The following is a 19,273-nucleotide window of genomic DNA, read 5'->3' as shown; positions in this document are numbered from 1 at the left end:
TGACCGTAGTACTACAGATGGAGTGGTGTCAAATGGTCAGGCAGAACGTCGCCAGGCGGGCGGCGCTGGTCGATGCCGCGATCGAGGTGCTGGCCAGGGAGGGGGCCCGGGGGCTGACGTTCAGGGCCGTGGACGCGCAGGCCGAGGTGCCCACGGGCACGGCCTCCAACTACTTCTCCAGTCGCGACGACCTGTTCACGCAGGTGGGCGGGCGGATCTATGAGCGGCTGCGGCCCGACCCCGCCACGATCGCCGCCAGCCTGTCGGGGCCGCGCGACAGGGAGCGGGTGAGCGAGCTCATGCACGAGCTCGTCGATCGGGTCTCGGCCTTCAGGTCGGGCTATCTGGCGCTGCTGGAGCTGCGGCTGGAGGCGACCAGGCGGTCCGACCTGCGGGCCGTGCTGACCGAGCGCATCCGCGCCGACGTCGACGCGAACGTGGGCCACCACCTCGCCTCCGGCCTCCCCGGCGACGAGACGACCGTGGTGCTGCTCTACCTGGCGATGAACTGGCTGATCGTCGAACGGCTCACGCTACCCGGAGTGTTCGGCGAGGAGGAGATCCACACGCTCGTGACCACCGCCGTCGAGAGGCTGCTGCCCGCTGATCAGTAACATTCCGCTCATGGCCGATCTTCAGCACATTCACGAGCTGGTCTACGACGGCGACCTCGTCACCAAGCGTTACGTGGCGGACAGGCCCGGGGCCTGCGAGCGGGAGTGGCGGGCGCTCAACCTGCTGGCCGAGCACGCCCCGGGGCTGGCGCCCGAGCCGGTCTCGCGCGAGGACGGCGCTATCACCATGACCAGGATCGACGGCGTGCCGTTGCGCGGGCTCCCGAGGCGTGCCGAGCACCTGGCCGCCATGGCCGAGGCCCTCGTCGAGTTGCACACCGCCGTCCCGCACCAGGTCCTGCGCACCCTCCCGGTACGCCCGTGGCAGCGCGAGGCGGTGGTCGACTGGCTGCGGCTGCGCTGCGCACAGTGGCAGCCGCGCAACCCGGCGGCCGACCGGGTCGTGGAGGAGGGGCTGAGGTGGCTCGACGGTTGGGCGGCACCAGGCGGCGGATTCGGCCGCGATGGGGTCGGCGGCGGGCTCGGCCGTGCTGAGGTCGGTGGGCTTGGCCGCGATGGGGCTGGTGGGCTTGGCCGCGATGAGGCTGGCGGGTTCGATCGCGATGGGGTCGGCGGGTTCGATTGCGACGGGGCGCGTGAGTCGGGGATCACGCCGGTGTTCGGGGCCGGTGACGGCAACCTGGCCAACTTCCTTTGGGACGGCGAACGCGTCCGCATCGTCGACTTCGAGGACTCCGGGCGCAGCGACCTGGTGTACGAGCTGGCCGAGTTGGCCGAGCACGTGTCGATGTGGGTGGACGGCGAGGTCGAGATCGCGGGCCGGTTCGAGCTGAGCCCGCAGGAGGAGCGGCGGATGCGCGAGTGCCGCAAGGCTCAGGCGTTCATCTGGTTCTTCCTGCTGTCGCACGAGGGCCCGCGCAACCCGCCCGGCACGTTCGAGCGGCAGACCGAGCGCGTGCTGGCCATCCTGGGGGCGTGAGGCTCAGCCCGCCAGGACCCCGAGCAGGTGTGTGACCTCCCTGGCCACGGCGTCGCGACCGGCCTTGAGGTACTTGCGGGAGTCGACGACCCGGTCGTCGTGGGCCAGGTAGTCGCGTACGGCGCCGGTGAACGCCTTGTTCAGGTGGGTCGCGATGTTGATCTTCTTCATGCCGTGCCGTACGGCCTCGCGCAGCACGTCGTCGGGCACCCCCGACGAGCCGTGCAGCACCAGCGGCACCGGTACGGCGGCCCGCAGGTCGGCGATGAGCTCCAGGTCGAGCACCGCGTCCTTGGTGGTCATGGCGTGCGAGGTGCCCACGGCCACGGCCAGCGCGTCCACGCCGGTGCCGGCGACGTACTCGGCCGCCTCGTGCGGCTTGGTGCGGGCGCCGGGGGCGTGCACGCCGTCCTTGCCCCCGACCTCGCCCAGCTCGGCCTCCACCCACACGCCGCGTTCGTGGCACCAGGCGGCGACCTCGGCGGTGGTGGCCACGTTAGCGTCGTCGGGCAGGGCCGAGGCGTCGTACATCACCGAACCGACCCCCAGCGCCACCGCCTCCTCGACGAGCGTCCGGTCGGTGGCGTGGTCGAGGTGGACCGCGACCGGCACCTCCGCCCGCCTGGCGACCGCCAGCGCGGCCAGCGCGACCGGCTCCAGGGCGCCGTGGTAACGCACGCAGTTCTCGCTGATCTGCAGCACGACGGGCAGCCCGAGGGCCTCGGCGCCGGCCACGATGGCAGTGGCGTGTTCGAGCTGGATCACGTTGAACGCGCCCACCCCCGCGGGTGACCGGCTGATGATGTCGCCGATGGCGGCGAGGGGCATGGCGGGCTCCTTACGTGATGACGATGTGGGGGTGGATGGCGGCGTACACGTCGCGGTCGAAGTCGCCGGCCACCGGCGCGGCCACGGCCGCCGCGCCGAGCGCCGCGGCCCGTCTGAGCGTGTCGGGCCACGGCGACGACTCCAGCAGGCCCAGCGCCAGCCCCGCGACCAGCGCGTCGCCCGCGCCGGTCGGATTGCCTTGGACGGCGTACGGCATGCGCGCCGTGAACGTGCCTTCCTCCGTGACCGCGAGCAGTCCTTCCGCGCCCATGGACACCACCACCGCCTGCGCGCCCCGGCCGCGCAGCGCCCGCGCGCCCTCGGCCGGGGTGCCGCCGCCCGGTACGGCCCTGGCCAGCTCGTCGGCGTTGGGCTTGAGCACGCGGGGGCGGCCCTTGGGCGCGTGGCGGAGCGGGTCGCCGTCGGCGTCCACGATGGCGGGGACGCCCTTGCCGGCGGCGACGGCCGCCAGGGTGGCGTAGAAGTCGGCGGGGATGCCGCGGGGGTGGCTGCCGGAGATGACGACGACGTGCGCCGACGTCAGCAGGGTTTCATACGTTGTCAGGAAATTTTGGACCTCGTCCGGGGTGACCTCGGGACCAGGCTCATTGAACAACGCCGTACGCCCACCCCCGGCGACGCCCGGAGTCGCCTCGGGGGTGGCGACGTCAGGAGTCACCGGGGTGGTGGTTTCGCAGATCGCCAGTGTGGTGCGGGAGTCGGCGGCGATCGGGCAGAGCGCGGTGGGCAGGCCCGCGGCCCGCAGGTCGGCCTCGATCGCCCGCCCGGTCGGCCCGCCGGCCAGCCCGGTGACCAGCACCTCCTGGCCGAGCGCGGCCAGCACGCGGGCCACGTTGACGCCCTTGCCGCCGGCTCGCCGGTGCACCGCGCTGACCCGGTTGACCCCGTTCCAGTCGATGCCGGGCGCCTGGTAGGTCACGTCGAGGGCGGCGTTGAGCGTCACCGTGAGGATCATCAGGGCTCCGTGATCCAGACGCCGTCCTTCAGCACGCCGTCGACCTTCAGTGAGTCGGAGAGCACCACCAGGTCGGCCGCCTTGCCGACCGCGATCGAGCCGATCCTGTCGGCCAGGCCCAGTACCCGCGCGGGTGTCAGCGAGGCCACCTGGACCGCGTCGGGCAGCGACATGCCGAGTTCCTGGACGCCGCGCCGGAACGCGACGTCCATGGTGAGCGTGGAGCCCGCGATGGAGCCGCCCTCGACGAGCCTGGCCACGCCGTCCTGCACGCGTACTCGCATGGGCCCGAGAACGTAGTCGCCGTCGCCCAGCCCGGTGGCCGACATCGCGTCGGTGATCAGCGCCGTCCGTCCGGGCCCCGCGACCTCGTAGGCCAGCCGCAACATGGCCGGATGCGCGTGCACCCCGTCGTTGATCAGCTCGACCGTCACCCGCTCGTCGTCGAGCAGCGCGGCCACAGGCCCGGGGGCGCGGTGCCCGAGCGGCGGCATCGCGTTGTACAGGTGCGTGGCCACGCTCGCGCCGGCCTCGATGCCCTCGATCGTCCGCTCGTAGTCGGCGTCGCTGTGGCCCAGCGCGGCGATGACGCCTTCCGCGACGGCCAGGCGGATCATGTCGAGCGCCCCGGGGAGCTCGGCCGCGATGGTCACCATGCGTACGTGCCCGCGCCCGGCCTTGACCAGCCCCGCGAACTCCTGCGACGACGGCTCGCGCAGCAGCGTCGGGTCGTGCGCGCCGCAGCGCGCCTTGGCGATGTAGGGGCCCTCGAAGTGGATCCCGGCCAGCAATCCTTCGTCGCACAACTCGGCCAGCGCCGCCGCCGCCCTGGTCAACCCCGCGATCGAGTCGGTGACCAGGCTGGCCATCGTCGTGGTGGTGCCGTGGCGGCGGTGAAAGGCCACGGCCTCACGGGCTTGGTCCGGCTCGCCGGTCGGGAACGAGCCCCCGGCGCCACCGTGGTTGTGGATGTCCACGAATCCGGGCACGACGTGCCGCCCGCCCATGCTCAGGCCCTGGCCGGGGGCGGATCCGCGCCCGACGTGCGTGATGCGGCCGTCTTCGATGGTCAGCCACCCCTCGTGAACTCCCTCTGGGGTCACGATCCTGGCGTCGGCAAGAGTAAGGCTCATGAAGAAAGGATCACAGATCGCGTGAGGTGCATGGGCTCGTCGGGGTTCAGCCCTCGGGCGAAGGCCCTGGCCACGGCCACCCGCTGGGCGCGGATCAGCTCGGCCATCGGGTCGAGCGCGCTCTCGACGAACGTGCCGCCGGTCCGCTCGACCTGCGCGCGCAGGCCGTCGGGCGCCGTGCCGAGCATCCAGGTGACGCGGCCGGGGGCGGCGATGCTGATCGGGCCGTGCCGGTACTCCATCGCCGGGTACGCCTCCGTCCACGAACGGGACGCTTCACGCATCTTCAGCGCGGCCTCCTGCGCCAGGCCCACCGACCAGCCGGCGCCCAGGAAGCTGAACTGCTCGGCGGCGACCAGCTCATCGGGCAGCGGCGCGGCCACGGCCTCCTCCGCGTCGGCGATGGCCTGCGTGAGGTCCTCGCCGAGGCTGGCGCGCAGCAGCGCGAGTTGCGTCGTGGCGAACCTGGTCTGCACCACCGAACGCTCGTCGGCGTAGTCGAGCACGACGACCTCGTCGGCGCTGGTCATGATCGGCGTGTTGGGGTCGGCGGTGATGGCCGTGGTCTTCGTGGTCGTCCTGGACAGCAGTTCGAGCACCTCGGTCGTGGTGCCGGAACGCGTCAGCGCGAGCACACGGTCGTACGGGCGGCCGATCGGCGCCTCGGAGGCGGCGAAGGCGTCGGTCTCGCCGTGCCCGGCCTGCTCGCGCAGCGTGGCGTAGGCCATCGCGATGAACCACGACGTGCCGCAGCCGACGACGGCGACCCGCTCGCCCCGGCGCGGCAGCGCGTCGGCGGGAACGCTCGCGACGGCGCGGCGCCAGCAGGACGGCTGTGACGCGATCTCGGCCTCGGTGTGGGTGGTCACCACTTGCCTCCCCGATGATTGATTGTTTCTGCCATTTTTATACCAGGAAAGAGCAGTAATGGACACTGGTGGCTGTGGCCTGCCCGCTTGTGCCACGCTTGCTCCTGACCTCGTCCTCTAGGGAGGCTTCGTGTCCCGCTACGACCGCTGGAACGCCATCCTTGAGCTGCTGGCCCAGGAGGGCAGGCTCTCGGTGGAGGAGGCCGCCCAGGCGCTCGACGTCTCCACCGCGACGATCCGGCGGGACTTCGACCAGCTCGCCCAGCAGCAGATGCTCATGCGCACCCGGGGCGGAGCGGTCGCCCAGAGCGTCAGCTACGACCTGCCGCTGCGCTACAAGACGGCCAGGCACGCCGACGAGAAACACCGCATCGCGGGCGCGGCGGCCGAGCTTGTCACGCCCGGCGCGGTGGTCGGGCTCAACGGCGGCACCACGACCTCCGAGCTGGCGCGCACGCTCGCCACGCTGACGAGGCTGGAGAGCGGGTTCACGATCGTCACGAACGCCCTCAACATCGCCTCGGAGCTGACGGTGCGGCAGCACGTCAAGATCGTGGTGACGGGTGGGGTGGCCAGGCAGCAGTCCTACGAGCTCATCGGGCCGCTGGCCACCGGGGTGCTGGAGCAGGTGACGCTGGACGTGGCCTTCCTGGGGGTGGACGCGCTCGACGTCGGGCTGGGGGCCTCCGCGCACCACGAGGGGGAGGCCAGCGTCAACAACCTGCTGATCAGCCGGGCCGCCCAGGTGGTCGTGGTGGCCGACTCCTCGAAGATCGGGAAGCGGGCGTTCTCGCGGATCTGCCCGATCGGGCAGGTGGACGCGTTGGTGACCGATGCTCAGTTGCCGGATGAGCTCGCGGGAGAGCTCACGGAAGCGGGGGTCAAGGTCGTCCGCGCCTGACCCTCTGTCGTCTCTTCTCTCCTTCGGAGAGGGAGGGGCGCGGGCGGGGAGGGTAGGTACAGGGCGCAGGTGACAAAGCCGTACGCAGGGGGAGTTATGGCGTCGGGAAGGAATGCGGCCCGGCTCGGGCCCGCCGAGCGGGCCGAGGCGTTGGAGCGCATGACCGCCCAGGAACTCGACGTGATCGTGGTCGGCGGCGGGGTCGTGGGGGCGGGGATCGCGCTCGACGCCGCGACCAGAGGGCTCGACGTCGGGTTGGTCGAGGCCAGGGACTTCGCCTCCGGTACGTCCTCGCGTTCGTCCAAGCTCATCCACGGCGGCCTGCGCTACCTGGAGCAGCTCAACTTCGAGCTGGTACGCGAGGCGCTGCGCGAGCGCGCGCTGCTGCTGCAGCGGATCGCCCCGCACCTGGTCAGGCCGGTGCCGTTCCTGTTCCCGCTGACCCACTACGGGTGGGAGCGTCCCTACGTGGGCGCGGGCGTGATGCTCTACGACACGCTCGGCTTCGCGTCGGGGCTCACCAGGGGCGTGCCGGGGCACCGGCACCTGTCGAGGGCAAGGGCGTTGCGGCTGGCCCCGGCGTTGAAGAAGAGCGCGTTCACGGGTGCGATCCAGTACTGGGACGCGCAGGTCGACGACGCCCGCTACGTGATGACCATGCTGCGCACGGCCGCCACCTACGGCGCCCGCATCGCCCCGAGGGCGCAGGTCGTGGGGTTTCTGCGGGAGGGCGAGCGGGTCACCGGCGTGCGCGTGCGCGATCTGGAGAGCGGCGAGGAGGCGGAGGTACGCGCCCGGCAGGTGGTCAACGCCACCGGCGTGTGGACCGACGACATCCAGGAGCTGGTGGGAGGCCGGGGCCAGATCCACGTCCGGGCCTCCAAGGGCATCCATCTGGTCGTGCCGCGTGACAGGATCCACTCGCTGACCGGGATCATCCTGCGTACCGAGAAGTCGGTGCTGTTCGTGATCCCCTGGGGCCGCCACTGGATCGTGGGCACCACCGACACCGAGTGGACGCTCGACAAGTCCCACCCCGCCGCCTCCCGGCTGGACATCGACTACCTGCTCGACCACGTCAACGCCGTCCTGTCGGTGCCCCTGACCCGCGACGACGTCGAAGGCGTCTACGCGGGGTTGCGGCCGCTGCTGTCGGGCGAGTCCGACGAGACGTCGAAGTTGTCCAGGGAACACGTGGTGGCCCATCCGGTGCCGGGCCTGGTGATGATCGCGGGCGGGAAGTACACGACGTACCGGGTGATGGCCCAGGACGCCGTGGACGCCGTCGCGCACGGGCTCGACCAGCGGGTGCCGCGTTCGTGCACCGACCGCATCCCGCTCGTCGGCGCCGAGGGCTACCAGGCGCTGTGGAACTCCAGGCACCGCATCGCCCACTCCTCGGGGTTGCACGTGGCCAGGATCGAGCATCTGCTCCAGCGTTACGGCGCGCTGATCGACGAGGTGCTCGAACTGATCGAAGGCGACCCGTCGCTGGGCAGGCCACTGTCGGGGGCCGACGACTACCTGCGCGCCGAGATCGTCTACGCCGCCACCCACGAGGGCGCCCGGCACCTGAACGACGTGCTGACCCGGCGTACCCGCATCTCCATCGAGACCTTCCACCGCGGTCTGGCCGTGGCGCAGGAGGCGGCGGAGCTGATGGCCGAGCCGCTGGGCTGGGACGGCGAGCAGGTGAAAAGGGAAGTGGAGTACTACACCAAGCGGGTGGAGGCCGAACGCCGCTCCCAGGAGCAGGACTCCGACCAGGGGGCCGACGCGATCAGGCTCGGCGCGCCGGAAATCGTCCCCGTCGTCATGCCGGATCCTCAATAGCTTCGCAAGAAGGAGGGGCGGCCCACGGCGCTGCGGGATCCGTGGACCGCCCGTTCCAGAATGGTCATCGACGTCTACTGATCGCCTTTCCAGCAGAGCCGGTCCCAAACATGGCGTCGGCTGTTTCAGTAGCGCGTGGAGTCGTGCACGTCGAGCAGCGGCTCCTTGACGCCGTCACTGGCGTTGTCGGTCCAGTTGGAGTTGCCCGTGGAGATGAGCGTGCTGCGCACGGCCAGGGAGCCCGTCCTGTTCGTCGGCTTTCTGGCACCCGAGGTGAGGATGCCGGCCGCGCCCGCCACGTGCGGGCTGGCCATCGAGGTGCCGCTGAGCGTGGCGTAGCCGCCGTTCATGTAGGTCGAGTAGATGCAGGTGCCGGGCGCGGTGATCTCGATGGTGGTGCCGAAGTTGGAGTAGAAGGCCAGGGAGTCGTCCGCGTCGGTCTCGCTGCGGCACGACAGCGTGCTGCCGCCCAAGCCGCCCGGCAGGCCGTCGTTGTCGGTCAGGGCCGAGACGGTGACCACGTCGGGGTGGTTGGCGGGGAAGAACGAGGAGGCGTTCGCGCTGCTGTTGCCGGCCGCCACGACGACCACGATCCCGGCGTTGACCGCGTTCGTGATGGCCGTGCTGATGGCGCTGCTGGTGCAGCCGTTGCAGCCCAGGCTCAGGTTGATGACCTCGATGGTCGAGGCGCGGGCCACCACCCAGTTGAGTCCGGCGGCGATGGCGGACAGCGTGCCGGACCCGGCGGAGTTGAGCACCTTCACGCCGTGGATGCGGGCGCCTGGCGCGACGCCGACCGCGCCGACCGTGTTGTCCAGCGCGCCGACGATGCCCGCCACGTGCGAGCCGTGGCCGTTGTCGTCGATGCCCGAGTTGTTCACGCAGACGCCGGTCACGCAGTTGGCGCGCGCGACCACGTTCAGGTCGGGGTGGGTGTTGTCGACGCCGGTGTCGACGACGGCCACGTCCACGTCGATGCGGACGTCGTCGGTGCCGTCGATGTCGAGGTTCGGGTTGGAGGGACCGAAGATCCGCCGCACGCCGGTGCCCACGGTCTGCGGGAACGCGGTGACGACGGCGTCGCGCTCGACGGTGAGCACGTTCGGGCTCTGCCTGAGCCGGTCGGCGGCGGTCGCGGTCATCTTGGCGGTGTAGCCCTTGAAGGCGTGTTCGTAGACGCCGACGAGCGTGCCGCCGACGTTCGCCACCTGGTCCTGGGCGGCGCTGCGCGGGGCGCTGCGCAGCTGCGGGTCGAGCTGCACGATGTAGGTTTCCTGTGGTTCGGCGGTGGCCGTCGCAGGCGCTGCGAGCGGCGTGGCCAGGAGTGCCAGCGCGCTGACGATTAATGCGAGCAGGGGGGTGCGTGGTCGCATGGCAGCGTGAGCCCTTCCTTGGATGTTGGACGGGAACCACTGAAAAACATCAGCCAGAATCAAGCTCCCGGCCATACGTAGTGACTACGTATTGCGACTACTTAGCTGTCGGCGCGAGGTGAGCCCGAGCTTGCGCAGACCGTTCGCGACGTGCACTTCGACCGTGCGCGGCGACAGGAACAGGCTCTCGGCGATCGCCTTGTTCGTCATGCCGTCCGCGGCCAGGCCGATCACCTGCTTCTCCCTGGGGGACAGGGCGCCCTGGGGTTCGGCGGGCGCCTCGATCCTGCGGCTGATCCGGCGTCTGAGGTTCGGGGTGATGGACTCGCGGACGGCCTGCCTGGTCAGCGGCTGGCGCAGGCCGTACGCGCCGGGCGTCCATTCGCGCAGCAGGCCGCGCCGCACCGCCTCGGCCAGCCCGCGCTCGCCCTGCTCGGGCGGCAGGCCCGCGGCGGCGGCCAGCGTCAGTGTGGGTGCCGGCTCCTCCAGCATGGCCGCGGCCTGCACGATCCTGCGCGCCGTGGGACGCAGCGCGTCCAGTTTGACCCGGACGGCGTCGCGCAGCGCCGGCGGCGTGCTCGGCTCCCTGCCGTCGGCCAGCATGCGGGCCAGTTCCTCGACGGCCAGCGGCACGCCCCCGGTGAGCGGCCAGAGGTCGGCCGAGCCCGGCAGCAGGTGCTTGGCCAGCAGCGCGGTCGCCTCCGCGTCGAGCGGTGAAAGGGTCAGTTCGGTGTGGCCGATGTGCGGCGGCAGGTGGGCGAGCAGTTCGGACGCCGGGTGGCGCAGGTCCTCGGCGCGGTAGGTGAGCACCAGGTTGACGGTGCCGGGCAGGCAGCGGACGAGGAAGGCCAGCAGTTCCCTGGTCTCCTGGTCGATCCAGTGCACGTCCTCCACGACCAGCGTGACGGGGCTCAGCGCGTCGAGGAGTGACAGCACGGCCCTGAACAGGCGGTGCCGTTCGACCTGGGCGTTGCCGAGCGCGGGCGGGGCGGGCGGCAGCCGGTGGGCGAACTCCGGCAGGAGCGGCCGTAATGCGCCGGTAACCGGGTTGAGCCTTGCCGGCGGGTGCGACTGGCGCAGGGCCTCGACGAGCGGGCCGTACGGGAAGCGCATCGGGTGACAGCCGCCGACGAGCAGGGGCTGACCGGCCAGCTCGTGAAGGAGGCGGGTCTTGCCGACGCCTGCCTCGCCCTCGATCAGGACGACGATCGGAGGGCGGGCGAGGGCGTCGGCCAGATGACGGAGTTCGCGCTCTCGTCCGACGAAAGGCATGACACACCGCCCGGGCCCGACATTAGTTTGTCAGTGGATTTTTCAATATTTGTGGGGTTGTGTCCATACTCATAGTGATTAGCGGAATGGAATCCAGGCCTGTTCGCTCAATGAGGTGGCGTCGTTGACCTGGACGCCCTCGTACGAGATCGTCCAGATGCCGTCCCCGATGATCATCGATCGCTGGATTCCCGGCTGGTACTGGCCCTTCGGCGCCGGATGCTTGATCATTCCCAGCTTCGACACGCCCGCGTCCTCGATCTTCAGGACGAGCGCGCCCGACGTCTCGTTCTGGAAGAGAGGGATGACGGAAAGGCCGGTTTTCGGCCAGTACAGGAATGCGTGCGAGTCCCACTCCGCCGTCGAGCCCGACTCCTTCTGGAAGAACTGCGACAGCCGCCGCGGACTCGCCGGGTCGCTGACGTCGAACAGCGAGATCTGCGTGCCGAGCGTCCTGCCCTTCTCGCTGGCCTCCTGGCCGATGCCGATCAGCCGGCCCTCGCTCCCGGGGTGCAGGTAGGCCGAGTAGCCGGTGATCTTGAGTTCGCCCGTCACTTTGGGGGCCGCCGGGTCGCGCAGGTCGAGCGTGTAGAGCGGGTCGACCTGCTTGAAGGTGACGCAGTAGCCGACCGAGCCGATGAACCTGACCGAGTAGATGCGCTCGCCCTGGCCCAGACCGCCCACCTCGCCCGTCTTGGCCAGGGTGTCGGCCTTGAGCACGTGGACGGTGCTGGAGCTGGACCGGCCGTCCTCGGAGGTGAGGGTGGTGGCCACGCGCAGGTGCCCTTCGTACTCCGACAGCGAGTACTGGTTCAGCAGCCTGCCCTTGACCTTGCCGGAAGCGATGTAGGAGGGCGCGCCCGGTTTGTCGATGCCGAACCGGTGGATCTCGGTCTCCTCCGGCGGCGCCGTCGGCTGGGCCGACTCCGTCACGGCCGGCTCCTCCGGGGTGGGCTCTTCCGCCGGCGCCGCGGGGGTGTCGTCCACGGGCCTGGGCGACGGCATCCACCAGCGCGGGTTGCTGGCCACGTAGAGGCTCTCGCCCGTGCCGTACACGATGTCGCCGTCGGCCGCCAGGCTGATCGGGTCGGTGCCTGCCGAGGTGACGCCCTGCGTCAGGTCGAGCGTGTGCACGGTCAGCATCGAGGTGCCGGTGTAGTCGGCGGGGTGGCTGACGCGCTCGCACGGGACCGTGCTCTTCTTGACGGCCCCCGACGCGTCCGTGATCTCGATCTTGGGCAGCCAGGTCTCCGCCGGAGCGCGCCGCACCGCCGCCTCGTTGGCCGCGCGCAGCCGCTCCTCCGACATACCCTCCTCGGGCTGCGGGAAGGTGAGGTCAGGCTGGCTGCGGGTGACGAGCCTGACCGTGGAGCCGACCATCCTGGCGTCCACGTACGAGCCCTGCGGCCGGATCGTGCTCAGCACCTTCGGCTTGTCCGCGAGATCGACCAGGATGTACCTGGTGTCGCTCGGCGGGGCGAAGGCGGTCTTGTACATGATGTCCCCGCCACGCATGAGCACCAGCGCGCGGTCGCCGGAGACCAGCAGGTCGGCGGAGGCGCCCGGTCCGTCGTTGTCCGTCAGCTTGACCGAGGCGGTGATCTTCCTGGTGGCCGCGTCGATGACGCGCAGCGTGCCGTCGGTGACCGTGATCACCCGGTTGCCGTCGGTCTTGACCATGTCGGGCTCGTCCACGCCGGCCTCGTGGACGTTGGTCGTGGAGTGCTCGGGGGTGTTCGCCTTGGCGTTCGGGGTGAAGGAGCGGGAGCTGTCCTCCATGGCGGCGAAGGGCATGACCCCGCCGAAGCCGTACGCGGTGACATTGCGGGCGGCCCGCTCGCGCAGACCCGACAGCAGGTCGTCACAACTGCTGTAGGAGACCAGGCGGACGGACCCGAGGCTCACCTTCTGGGGCGGGGTCCGGCTTGAAGAGGTGCAGGCGGCCGTCATCGTCGCCAGGGCCGCCGCGGTCGCCGCCGCACGGATCAGCGTGTTCATGACCTCATTGACGGCTGCCCGCGCCGGATGGTTCAGCGTGATCTGGCGTGGAGCCCCGGGCGTTTATGCCCAGGAGGAAACGGCAGCCCGGGAGGGGCTCCAGGCCCGGGTGGTGCCGGGACGGTTGGTGCACGTGAGCTGCTCACCCTGGTCGTTTCTGGTTCTCGATGTACTCCTCGATGATCGACAGCGGGGCGCCGCCGCAGGACGCGGCGAGGTAAGAGGTCGGCCAGAAGTGCCCGCCCCGCAGATATCGGCGGACGTGCGGGCCGAACTCTTTGCGCAGGAGCCGGGACGAGACGCCTTTGAGGGAGTTGACCAGCACCGACAGGGCGACTTCGGACGGGTGGCGGACCAGCGGGTGGACGTGGTCGTGCTCGCCGTTGAAGTCGACCAGGATGGCGCCGAAGGTGTCGCATACCTCGAGCATGACGTCTTCACAGCGGCGCGGAATCTCGTCGGTGAACACGTCGCAGCGGTACCTGGCATGAAACCACATGGGCGTGAAGGCTGTGTGGAGGCTGCAGACGACGGTTCGGCTTCTTCGGACATCGGGCTTCGGTTTCCCACCCCGGCGGCAGGGACCTGACGATAATATGTTCGACGGTGAAACTGGTGGTGCAGCTGAAACTCCTGCCGACGCCTGAGCAGGCGGCGGCGCTGGAAGCGACCCTGCACGCTGTCAACACGGCCGCCAACCTGGTTTCTGCGGTCGCCTTTGACCAGCGCTGCTTCCGCACCTACGACCTGCGCAAACACACCTACCATCGGATCAAGACCGAGAACGTGCTGGCCGCGCAGGCCGCCCAGCACGTGATCAAAAAGGTCGCCGACGCCTACCACACCCTCCACGCCAACCTCAAGGCCGGAAACCTGGGCGCGCCCGGGACCAAGCGCAGGACCAGAGCCGAGAGCAAGCCGATTACCTTCCGGCCCGGCGCGGCCCAGCCGTATGACGACCGGTGCCTGTCCTGGCAGATGCAGGAGCGGACGGTGTCGATCTGGACCACCCGCGGCCGGTTGAAGAACGTCGCGTTCACCGGCTCACCGCAGCAGCTCACAACCCTGGCCGCCCATCGCAGGGGCGAGTCGGATCTGGTCTGCCGCGACGGCGGCTGGTACCTGTATGCGACCTGCGAGATCCTCGACGTTCCGGTGACCGAACCGGACGGGTTCCTCGGCGTCGATCTGGGCATCGCCAACATCGCCACCACCGCCGGCAACGCTGGCAGCGGCGGCGGTACCCGGTACAGCGGCAAGGCCCTGAACGCGGTCCGGCACCGCAACCGCGAACTGCGCCGCCGGTTGCAGGCCAAACGGACCAAGAGCGCCAGACGGCTGCTGAAGAAACGCCGCCGCAAGGAGGCGCGGTTCGCGGCCGATGCCAATCACTCCATCGCCAAGCAGATCGTGACCGAGGCGACACGCACCGGCCAAGGGATCGCCCTGGAAGACCTCCAGGGCATCCGCGACCGGGTACGGCGTGCGACACGAAGTCGCACATTGCAAGTGAGCATTAACGAAAGAAAGGTGATGCTCCGGGTCAGTGTCCAGACCCGTCCCCATGTCCACATGCGTCGCTGGCAACGGCGGGGTGTGAAGCTGGACAGTCAAGCCCAAGGGTAAACCGGCCACTGGAAAGCCACAGGCGAGGGGAAGACTGGACGGGTGAACGCGAGTGAATCTCTGGCTATGCCTCGTGACTGTCGGACCGCGAAATGGTGGCAGCAACACGCGGTCACAGGGTCCGCTGCGGAAGGGCAGCAGGTGGTTCCCGGCAAGCCGTAGTCGGGAATAGGACACCACCGACTCCGGGGTAAAGGAGACACCCACCCCAGTCGAATCTTGGATGTGCGGAACGTGGAAACCCCGTAGTGGTCCGGGAGACCGGTAAGCCAACCGCAAGGAAGGCCCAACCCCGCTGCGGGAACAGGAAGGCTCAAGAAGCAAAGGCCGGCGGATCGAAAGATCAGGGGAAAGCCGCAAGGTATAACCCGCCGGATACGGGTGAGATCCCGGCCCGAAAGGGAGCAGACGTGAGCCTGGTGAGCCATTGAAGGGAGGCACAAGGAAATCGGCACCGACGGGCAAGTTGGACGCGAACACGCGAACGGACCAGAAGACAACCCCTCGGGCTGGCACTCGATCCAATGGGAGAGGGCCGAGGAGGAAGTACGACGACTGAGGCGCCGCATCTTCAAGGCGACACGAGAAGGCGACCTGAAGAAGGTCCGCAACCTGCAGAAGCTCATGCTGAGGAGCCACAGCAACACGCTGGTGAGCGTGAAACGGGTGACACAGCAGAGCAAGGGTCGCAAGACGGCAGGTATTGATGGCGAGACAGCGCTCACCCCGGCCAAGAGGTGGGAGTTGGCGAGCCAGATACACGGCGACCAAACCTGGGAAGCCGCAGCCGTCAAGCGCGTGTACATCCCCAAGGCCGATGGAAAGCAGCGGCCGCTCGGGATCCCGGTCATCCGAGACCGGGCCAACCAGGCCCGGGTCAAGAATGCTCTGGAGCCCGAGTGGGAAGCCCGATTCGAACGAAGGTCGTATGGCTTCCGTCCCGGACGTGGCTGCCATGACGCGGTGGAAGGGATCTTCAGTGCGACCGCCCGCAAGGGAGCATCGCGGCTGTGGGTGCTGGACGCTGACCTGGCAGCAGCGTTCGACCGAATCAGTCATGAACACCTGATAAGTGCGATCGGCGAATTCCCAGCACGGGAAATGATCCGAGGATGGCTCAAAGCGGGGGTCATGGACAAAGGGCGATTCGCGCCGACCGTGGAGGGAACTCCACAGGGAGGTGTGATCAGTCCGCTGTTGCTGAACGTCGCTCTCCATGGCATGGAGGAGGCCACAGGGTGCCGGTATAAAAGGGGGAACAAGAAGGAGGACTACCAGTCCACCCCGGCCGTCGCTGGGACACCCATCCTGATCCGATACGCGGATGACTTCGTGGCGCTCTGCGACACGAAGGAGCAAGCGGAAGAGGTGAAGGCTCGACTGGCGGTGTGGTTGGAACCACGAGGGCTCCGTTTCAATGAGGAGAAAACCCGGGTGGTTCACATGGACGAGGGCTTCGACTTCCTGGGGTTCAACATCAGGAGGTCAAGGAACAAGACCATCATCTCCCCCAGTCGGGAGGCCACCAAGAAGATCCGGGCGCGGATGAGGGAAGAGGTAAAAGCCCTTCATGGGTCCAACGTCGAGGCCCTTCTCCGAAAGATGAACCCCATTGTTCGCGGTTGGGGGGCGTACTACCGGATAGCGGTGTCGTCCAAGGAGTTCTACGACCTGGACGACTACATGTGGAAGCTCACCCGCAAGTGGGCAAAGCGCATGCACCCGCTGAAGTCGGAGAAATGGATCTACGCCCGCTACTACGGCAGGCTGAACCGGACCAAGAGAGACAACTGGGTGATGGGCAATAAGCAGTCCGGCGCCTATCTTCTCAAGTTCCGGTGGATCAACATCGTTCGACATGTGCAGGTCAGAGGAGGGGCATCCCCGGACGACCCCGACCTGATCGAGTACTGGGCAAAACGTCGCGGCAAGAGAACGCCACCACCGATGGACAAGACGAGTCTGTCCCTGGCGTGGGTTCAGAAGGGGATTTGCCCTCTCTGCAGGCAGGCTCTGATCGGCGGAGCCGAGTACGAACCAGACAACCCACGAGCGTGGATTGAATGGTTCGAGGCATCGAAGAGGACGCTGAACAAGCACCACTTCGTCTACCGACGCGATGGCGGCCCGGACCATAAGTCGAACCTCCGACTCGTACACGCCGAGTGCCATCGGCAGCATCACGCCAGCGATGGGGCTCGGCACCCTGAGCAGGAGCTCGTGAAGCCCTAGAGGCTTGCTTGAGCCGTGTGCGGTGAAAGTCGCACGCACGGTTCTGAGGGGGCCGGGACGCAGCAATGCATCCCGGCTACCCGACTTCGCAAGCCCCAGCGGGTCACCCTGCACTCCTGGAGCTTCCACCAGCTCGGAAGCTTCATCTCCTACAAGGCCCGGCGGGCCGGGATCGCTGTCATCTACGTCGATCCCGCCCACACTAGCCAGGAATGCTCGGCTTGCGGGCATACCGACCGGGCCAACCGGCCCGGCCAGGAAACCTTCCGGTGTACGTCGTGCGGCTTCGCTGAGCACGCCGACGTCAACGCAGCCCGCAACATCGCCGCGCGTGGTGTGGCGGGCTGGGCAGTGAGTCACGCTGCCTGACGCGGACCGGACCGTCGAAGCCATCGACGGTGAGGAGCTGCAAGCTCGGTCGTTTACGACGGAGAAGCTGACGAGCCCCGGTTCCTGTTGACGCTGAAGGTGGGCGTGAAGCGCAGGCCCCTGGGCACCTCAAGCAGTTTGCGCAGCAACCGGCCGTCGAAGTCGACGACCTGGACCTCGTCCTTGGTGTTGTTGTCCTGTTCCCAGCAGAACAGATGGTTCTCGTCGTAGAAGCCGAGGACCTTGTCGCAGTCGGAGGAGAACTTGCGCAGCCGGTCGCCCGAGTCGGCGTCCCAGATGCAGTGGTCGTTGTCGCCGCCGTTGGGGCAGTTCGTGACGAACGTCTTGCCCGAGGGAGAGAAGATGTCCTGCGTGCCGGCCGACAGTGTGCCGATGCCGGCCAGCGAACGCCTGGCCTGGCCCCTGTCGTCGTAGAAGCGCAGGCCCCTGTTCCGCTCGTCGCCGTAGGCGTTGACCACGCCCCTTTCGTCCTCGTCGAAGCCGAAGGCCGTCTGGCGGACGGAGCTGTCGGAGACGTCGACCTGTTTGGCCGTCTTCTTGGCCACGTCGACGATGACGAACCCGAGATAGTCCCAGTCGCCGCGGTTCTTCTTCTCGATGTTGAGCAGGATCCTGGAGCCGTCCTTCGACCAGGCCCTGATGCTGCTGATCAGCGGCTCCTTGACGGTCTTGATCGTCGAACGCTCGTCGGTGCGCCTGTCGGTGATGACGATGAAGTCGAAGTCGTCGGAGCTGTACTTGCGGCCCCTGCTCGCCACGAGGTTGCCGTCGGGCGAGATGATCGTCTCCCAGTTGGCGGCGTACTTCGAGAACGTGCCGCGCAGCGATCCTCTGGCATAATCGACCCAGTCCTCCTGGCTCTTGTCGTAGACCTCGTACGAGGTCAGCACGATCGCGTCCGCCCGGTTCTCGTAGTGCGTGATCGCGCCACCCGGCAGGGTCCTCCTGGTGCCCGTCTGGGGTACGGCGGCCTTGGTCGCGGACGGCCTCGTGCGGCGCGTCGGTGAGTCGGTCGGCTCGGCCACCGACGCCTTGTCGAGCTGGATGATCACGACGACGCCCGAGAGCAGCAGTAACGCGACCGTCACCGCGATGCCGGCGATCAGCGGGACCCTGCTCTTCTGTCGCGTCTGGGTGGTCATGCCCCCTTGGTAGGTGGGCGGGCCGTAGGGGCCGGGCGGTCTGTGCGCCTGCGAGGGCGGGCCCATGGGCCCCGAATGACCGGCAGGGCCCGAGTGATGCGGGTTCGAGGCAGGGCCGTATGGGCCTTGATGTGGAGCCGGGTTCGAGGCAGGGCCGTATGGGCCTTGGTGCGGGAGAGGGCCTGAGGGAGGGCCGTACGGGCCTTGGGATGGGCCGGGTGGCGGTGGGTAGGGCTGCTGTCGATGAGCCGCCTCGGCGGCGCCCTGGGCCAGCATGCCGGAGTTGCCGGGCGCAGGGTGCTGCAGCAGGCGCATGATCACCTGTTCGGCCGTGGGCCGCTGCGCGGGATCCTTGGACAGGCAGGCGGTCACGATGTCGCGCATCGGCCCGTCCAGCACGCTCAGGTCGGGCTGCTGGCTGAGCACCCGGTTGATCACCGCGGGCATCGTGTCGCTGCCGAACGGCGCCTTGCCCGAGGCGGCGAACACCATGGCGCTGCCCCACGAGAACATGTCGGCCGCGGGCCCGACCGTGTGGCCCATGATCTGCTCGGGCGGCATGTACGACGGGGTCCCCACGACCGCGCTGCTGATCGTCGAGGTGGCGTTCAACGCCCGCGCGATGCCGAAGTCGATCACCCGGGGCCCGTCGGCGCCGATGATCACGTTGGCCGGCTTGAAGTCGCGGTGCACGATCCCGGCCTGGTGGATGGCGGCCAGCGCGGTGGCGGTGCCGATGGCCAGCCGGTGCAGGGCGGTCCCCGTGCGCGGACCCTCCTCCTGCACGACCCGCTGGAGCGACGGCCCCTCGATGAACTCGCTGACGATGAACGGCCGGTCCTGTTCGATCCCGGTGCCCAGGACGGCGGCGGTGCAGAACGGCGCCACCTGCTGGGCCACCTGAACCTCGCGCAGGAAGCGCTCCACGCTCACCTGGTCGCCCGACAGGTCGGGGCGCAGCCACTTGACCGCCACGCGGTTGTCGTTGTTGTCCGCGGCGAGGTAGACGACGCCCTGACCGCCCTCGCCGAGCCTGCCGATGAGACCCAGGCCCCCCAGCCTTTGGGGGTCTCCGGGTCGGAGCGGAGCGAAGGTTGCCATGAAGGGATTCTGGCCCTATGCCGCGAATCCGCAAAAACTACCCGT

At 68.9% G+C, this 19,273-nt stretch carries 15 protein-coding genes and 1 pseudogene; 7 read left to right on the top strand and 9 right to left on the bottom strand.

What is annotated here, in order from left to right:
* The first annotated feature begins 32 nt into the window (after positions 1 to 32).
* Complete coding sequence (locus tag ACFOY2_RS26165) at positions 33 to 614, top strand: TetR/AcrR family transcriptional regulator (RefSeq protein ID WP_379530732.1); 582 nt, start codon at positions 33 to 35, stop codon at positions 612 to 614.
* 10 nt (positions 615 to 624) lie between these two features.
* Positions 625 to 1,554, top strand: coding sequence for a phosphotransferase (locus ACFOY2_RS26160; RefSeq protein WP_379530731.1), 930 nt, complete (start codon positions 625 to 627; stop codon positions 1,552 to 1,554).
* 3 nt (positions 1,555 to 1,557) lie between these two features.
* On the opposite strand, the gene ACFOY2_RS26155 is transcribed toward ACFOY2_RS26160, so the two are convergent.
* From ACFOY2_RS26155 to ACFOY2_RS26140, 4 genes are read right to left on the bottom strand one after another with little or no spacing between them, the layout of a single operon-like run.
* Positions 1,558 to 2,382, bottom strand: a complete 825-nt coding sequence (locus ACFOY2_RS26155; protein WP_379530730.1) for a class II fructose-bisphosphate aldolase — start codon at positions 2,380 to 2,382, stop codon at positions 1,558 to 1,560.
* Positions 2,383 to 2,392: 10 nt separating this feature from the next.
* Positions 2,393 to 3,358: a 1-phosphofructokinase family hexose kinase gene (locus ACFOY2_RS26150; RefSeq protein ID WP_379530729.1), complete on the bottom strand. Its 966-nt coding sequence runs from the start codon at positions 3,356 to 3,358 to the stop codon at positions 2,393 to 2,395.
* The gene (gene nagA, locus ACFOY2_RS26145) at positions 3,358 to 4,491 is read right to left on the bottom strand and encodes an N-acetylglucosamine-6-phosphate deacetylase (protein WP_379530728.1); all 1,134 of its coding nucleotides are present in this window, start codon (positions 4,489 to 4,491) and stop codon (positions 3,358 to 3,360) included. The genes ACFOY2_RS26150 and nagA overlap by 1 nt, the downstream gene beginning before the upstream one ends.
* Positions 4,488 to 5,360: an SIS domain-containing protein gene (locus ACFOY2_RS26140; RefSeq protein ID WP_379530727.1), complete on the bottom strand. Its 873-nt coding sequence runs from the start codon at positions 5,358 to 5,360 to the stop codon at positions 4,488 to 4,490. The genes nagA and ACFOY2_RS26140 overlap by 4 nt, the downstream gene beginning before the upstream one ends.
* 130 nt (positions 5,361 to 5,490) lie before the next feature.
* Between ACFOY2_RS26140 and ACFOY2_RS26135 the strand changes: the two genes are divergently transcribed.
* Entirely contained in the window at positions 5,491 to 6,261 is a 771-nt protein-coding gene (locus tag ACFOY2_RS26135) for a DeoR/GlpR family DNA-binding transcription regulator (protein WP_379530726.1), read from the top strand.
* A gap of 96 nt (positions 6,262 to 6,357) precedes the next feature.
* Complete coding sequence (locus ACFOY2_RS26130) at positions 6,358 to 8,094, top strand: glycerol-3-phosphate dehydrogenase/oxidase (protein ID WP_379530725.1); 1,737 nt, start codon at positions 6,358 to 6,360, stop codon at positions 8,092 to 8,094.
* 125 nt (positions 8,095 to 8,219) lie between these two features.
* Here the strand turns inward: ACFOY2_RS26130 and ACFOY2_RS26125 are convergent, their stop codons facing one another.
* The 4 genes from ACFOY2_RS26125 to tnpA all read right to left on the bottom strand — a co-directional run bounded on the left by ACFOY2_RS26125 (position 8,220) and on the right by tnpA (position 13,335).
* A complete protein-coding gene (locus ACFOY2_RS26125) occupies positions 8,220 to 9,467 on the bottom strand; it encodes a S8 family peptidase (protein ID WP_379530724.1) in 1,248 nt (415 codons plus the stop codon).
* Between the two features lie 84 nt (positions 9,468 to 9,551).
* Positions 9,552 to 10,739, bottom strand: coding sequence for a helix-turn-helix transcriptional regulator (locus tag ACFOY2_RS26120; protein WP_379530723.1), 1,188 nt, complete (start codon positions 10,737 to 10,739; stop codon positions 9,552 to 9,554).
* 78 nt (positions 10,740 to 10,817) lie between these two features.
* On the bottom strand, positions 10,818 to 12,737 hold the full coding sequence (locus ACFOY2_RS26115; RefSeq protein ID WP_379530722.1) for a beta-propeller domain-containing protein: 1,920 nt from the start codon (positions 12,735 to 12,737) through the stop codon (positions 10,818 to 10,820).
* 142 nt (positions 12,738 to 12,879) lie between these two features.
* A complete protein-coding gene (tnpA, locus tag ACFOY2_RS26110; protein WP_379530786.1) occupies positions 12,880 to 13,335 on the bottom strand; it encodes an IS200/IS605 family transposase in 456 nt (151 codons plus the stop codon).
* 8 nt (positions 13,336 to 13,343) lie between these two features.
* Between tnpA and ACFOY2_RS26105 the strand changes: the two genes are divergently transcribed.
* The 3 genes and pseudogenes from ACFOY2_RS26105 to ACFOY2_RS26095 form a co-directional block, all read left to right on the top strand.
* Entirely contained in the window at positions 13,344 to 14,363 is a 1,020-nt protein-coding gene (locus tag ACFOY2_RS26105; RefSeq protein WP_379530721.1) for an RNA-guided endonuclease TnpB family protein, read from the top strand.
* Between the two features lie 426 nt (positions 14,364 to 14,789).
* Complete coding sequence (gene ltrA / locus ACFOY2_RS26100; protein WP_379530785.1) at positions 14,790 to 16,595, top strand: group II intron reverse transcriptase/maturase; 1,806 nt, start codon at positions 14,790 to 14,792, stop codon at positions 16,593 to 16,595.
* A gap of 81 nt (positions 16,596 to 16,676) precedes the next feature.
* A pseudogene (locus ACFOY2_RS26095) lies at positions 16,677 to 16,964 on the top strand (RNA-guided endonuclease InsQ/TnpB family protein); the annotation flags it as partial.
* 53 nt (positions 16,965 to 17,017) lie between these two features.
* Here ACFOY2_RS26095 and ACFOY2_RS26090 read toward each other — a convergent pair.
* Positions 17,018 to 19,228, bottom strand: coding sequence for a protein kinase domain-containing protein (locus ACFOY2_RS26090; protein ID WP_379530720.1), 2,211 nt, complete (start codon positions 19,226 to 19,228; stop codon positions 17,018 to 17,020).
* Positions 19,229 to 19,273 lie beyond the last annotated feature (45 nt).

The sequence above is a fragment of the Nonomuraea purpurea genome, assembly GCF_042650645.1.
Classification (GTDB): domain Bacteria; phylum Actinomycetota; class Actinomycetes; order Streptosporangiales; family Streptosporangiaceae; genus Nonomuraea; species Nonomuraea purpurea.
The sequence above is the reverse complement of the archived record's forward strand: the minus strand, read 5'-3'. Positions and strand labels throughout refer to the sequence as shown.

What these genes read in the sequence shown, in the direction of transcription:
- ACFOY2_RS26165 (WP_379530732.1), top strand. Translation starts at nt 33, where the DNA reads ATGGTCAGGCAGAACGTCGCCAGGCGGGCGGCGCTGGTCGATGCCGCG.
- ACFOY2_RS26160 (WP_379530731.1), top strand. Translation starts at nt 625, where the DNA reads ATGGCCGATCTTCAGCACATTCACGAGCTGGTCTACGACGGCGACCTC.
- ACFOY2_RS26155 (WP_379530730.1), bottom strand. Translation starts at nt 2,382, where the DNA reads ATGCCCCTCGCCGCCATCGGCGACATCATCAGCCGGTCACCCGCGGGG.
- ACFOY2_RS26150 (WP_379530729.1), bottom strand. Translation starts at nt 3,358, where the DNA reads ATGATCCTCACGGTGACGCTCAACGCCGCCCTCGACGTGACCTACCAG.
- nagA (WP_379530728.1), bottom strand. Translation starts at nt 4,491, where the DNA reads ATGAGCCTTACTCTTGCCGACGCCAGGATCGTGACCCCAGAGGGAGTT.
- ACFOY2_RS26130 (WP_379530725.1), top strand. Translation starts at nt 6,358, where the DNA reads ATGGCGTCGGGAAGGAATGCGGCCCGGCTCGGGCCCGCCGAGCGGGCC.
- ACFOY2_RS26125 (WP_379530724.1), bottom strand. Translation starts at nt 9,467, where the DNA reads ATGCGACCACGCACCCCCCTGCTCGCATTAATCGTCAGCGCGCTGGCA.
- ACFOY2_RS26120 (WP_379530723.1), bottom strand. Translation starts at nt 10,739, where the DNA reads ATGCCTTTCGTCGGACGAGAGCGCGAACTCCGTCATCTGGCCGACGCC.
- ACFOY2_RS26115 (WP_379530722.1), bottom strand. Translation starts at nt 12,737, where the DNA reads ATGAACACGCTGATCCGTGCGGCGGCGACCGCGGCGGCCCTGGCGACG.
- ACFOY2_RS26090 (WP_379530720.1), bottom strand. Translation starts at nt 19,228, where the DNA reads ATGGCAACCTTCGCTCCGCTCCGACCCGGAGACCCCCAAAGGCTGGGG.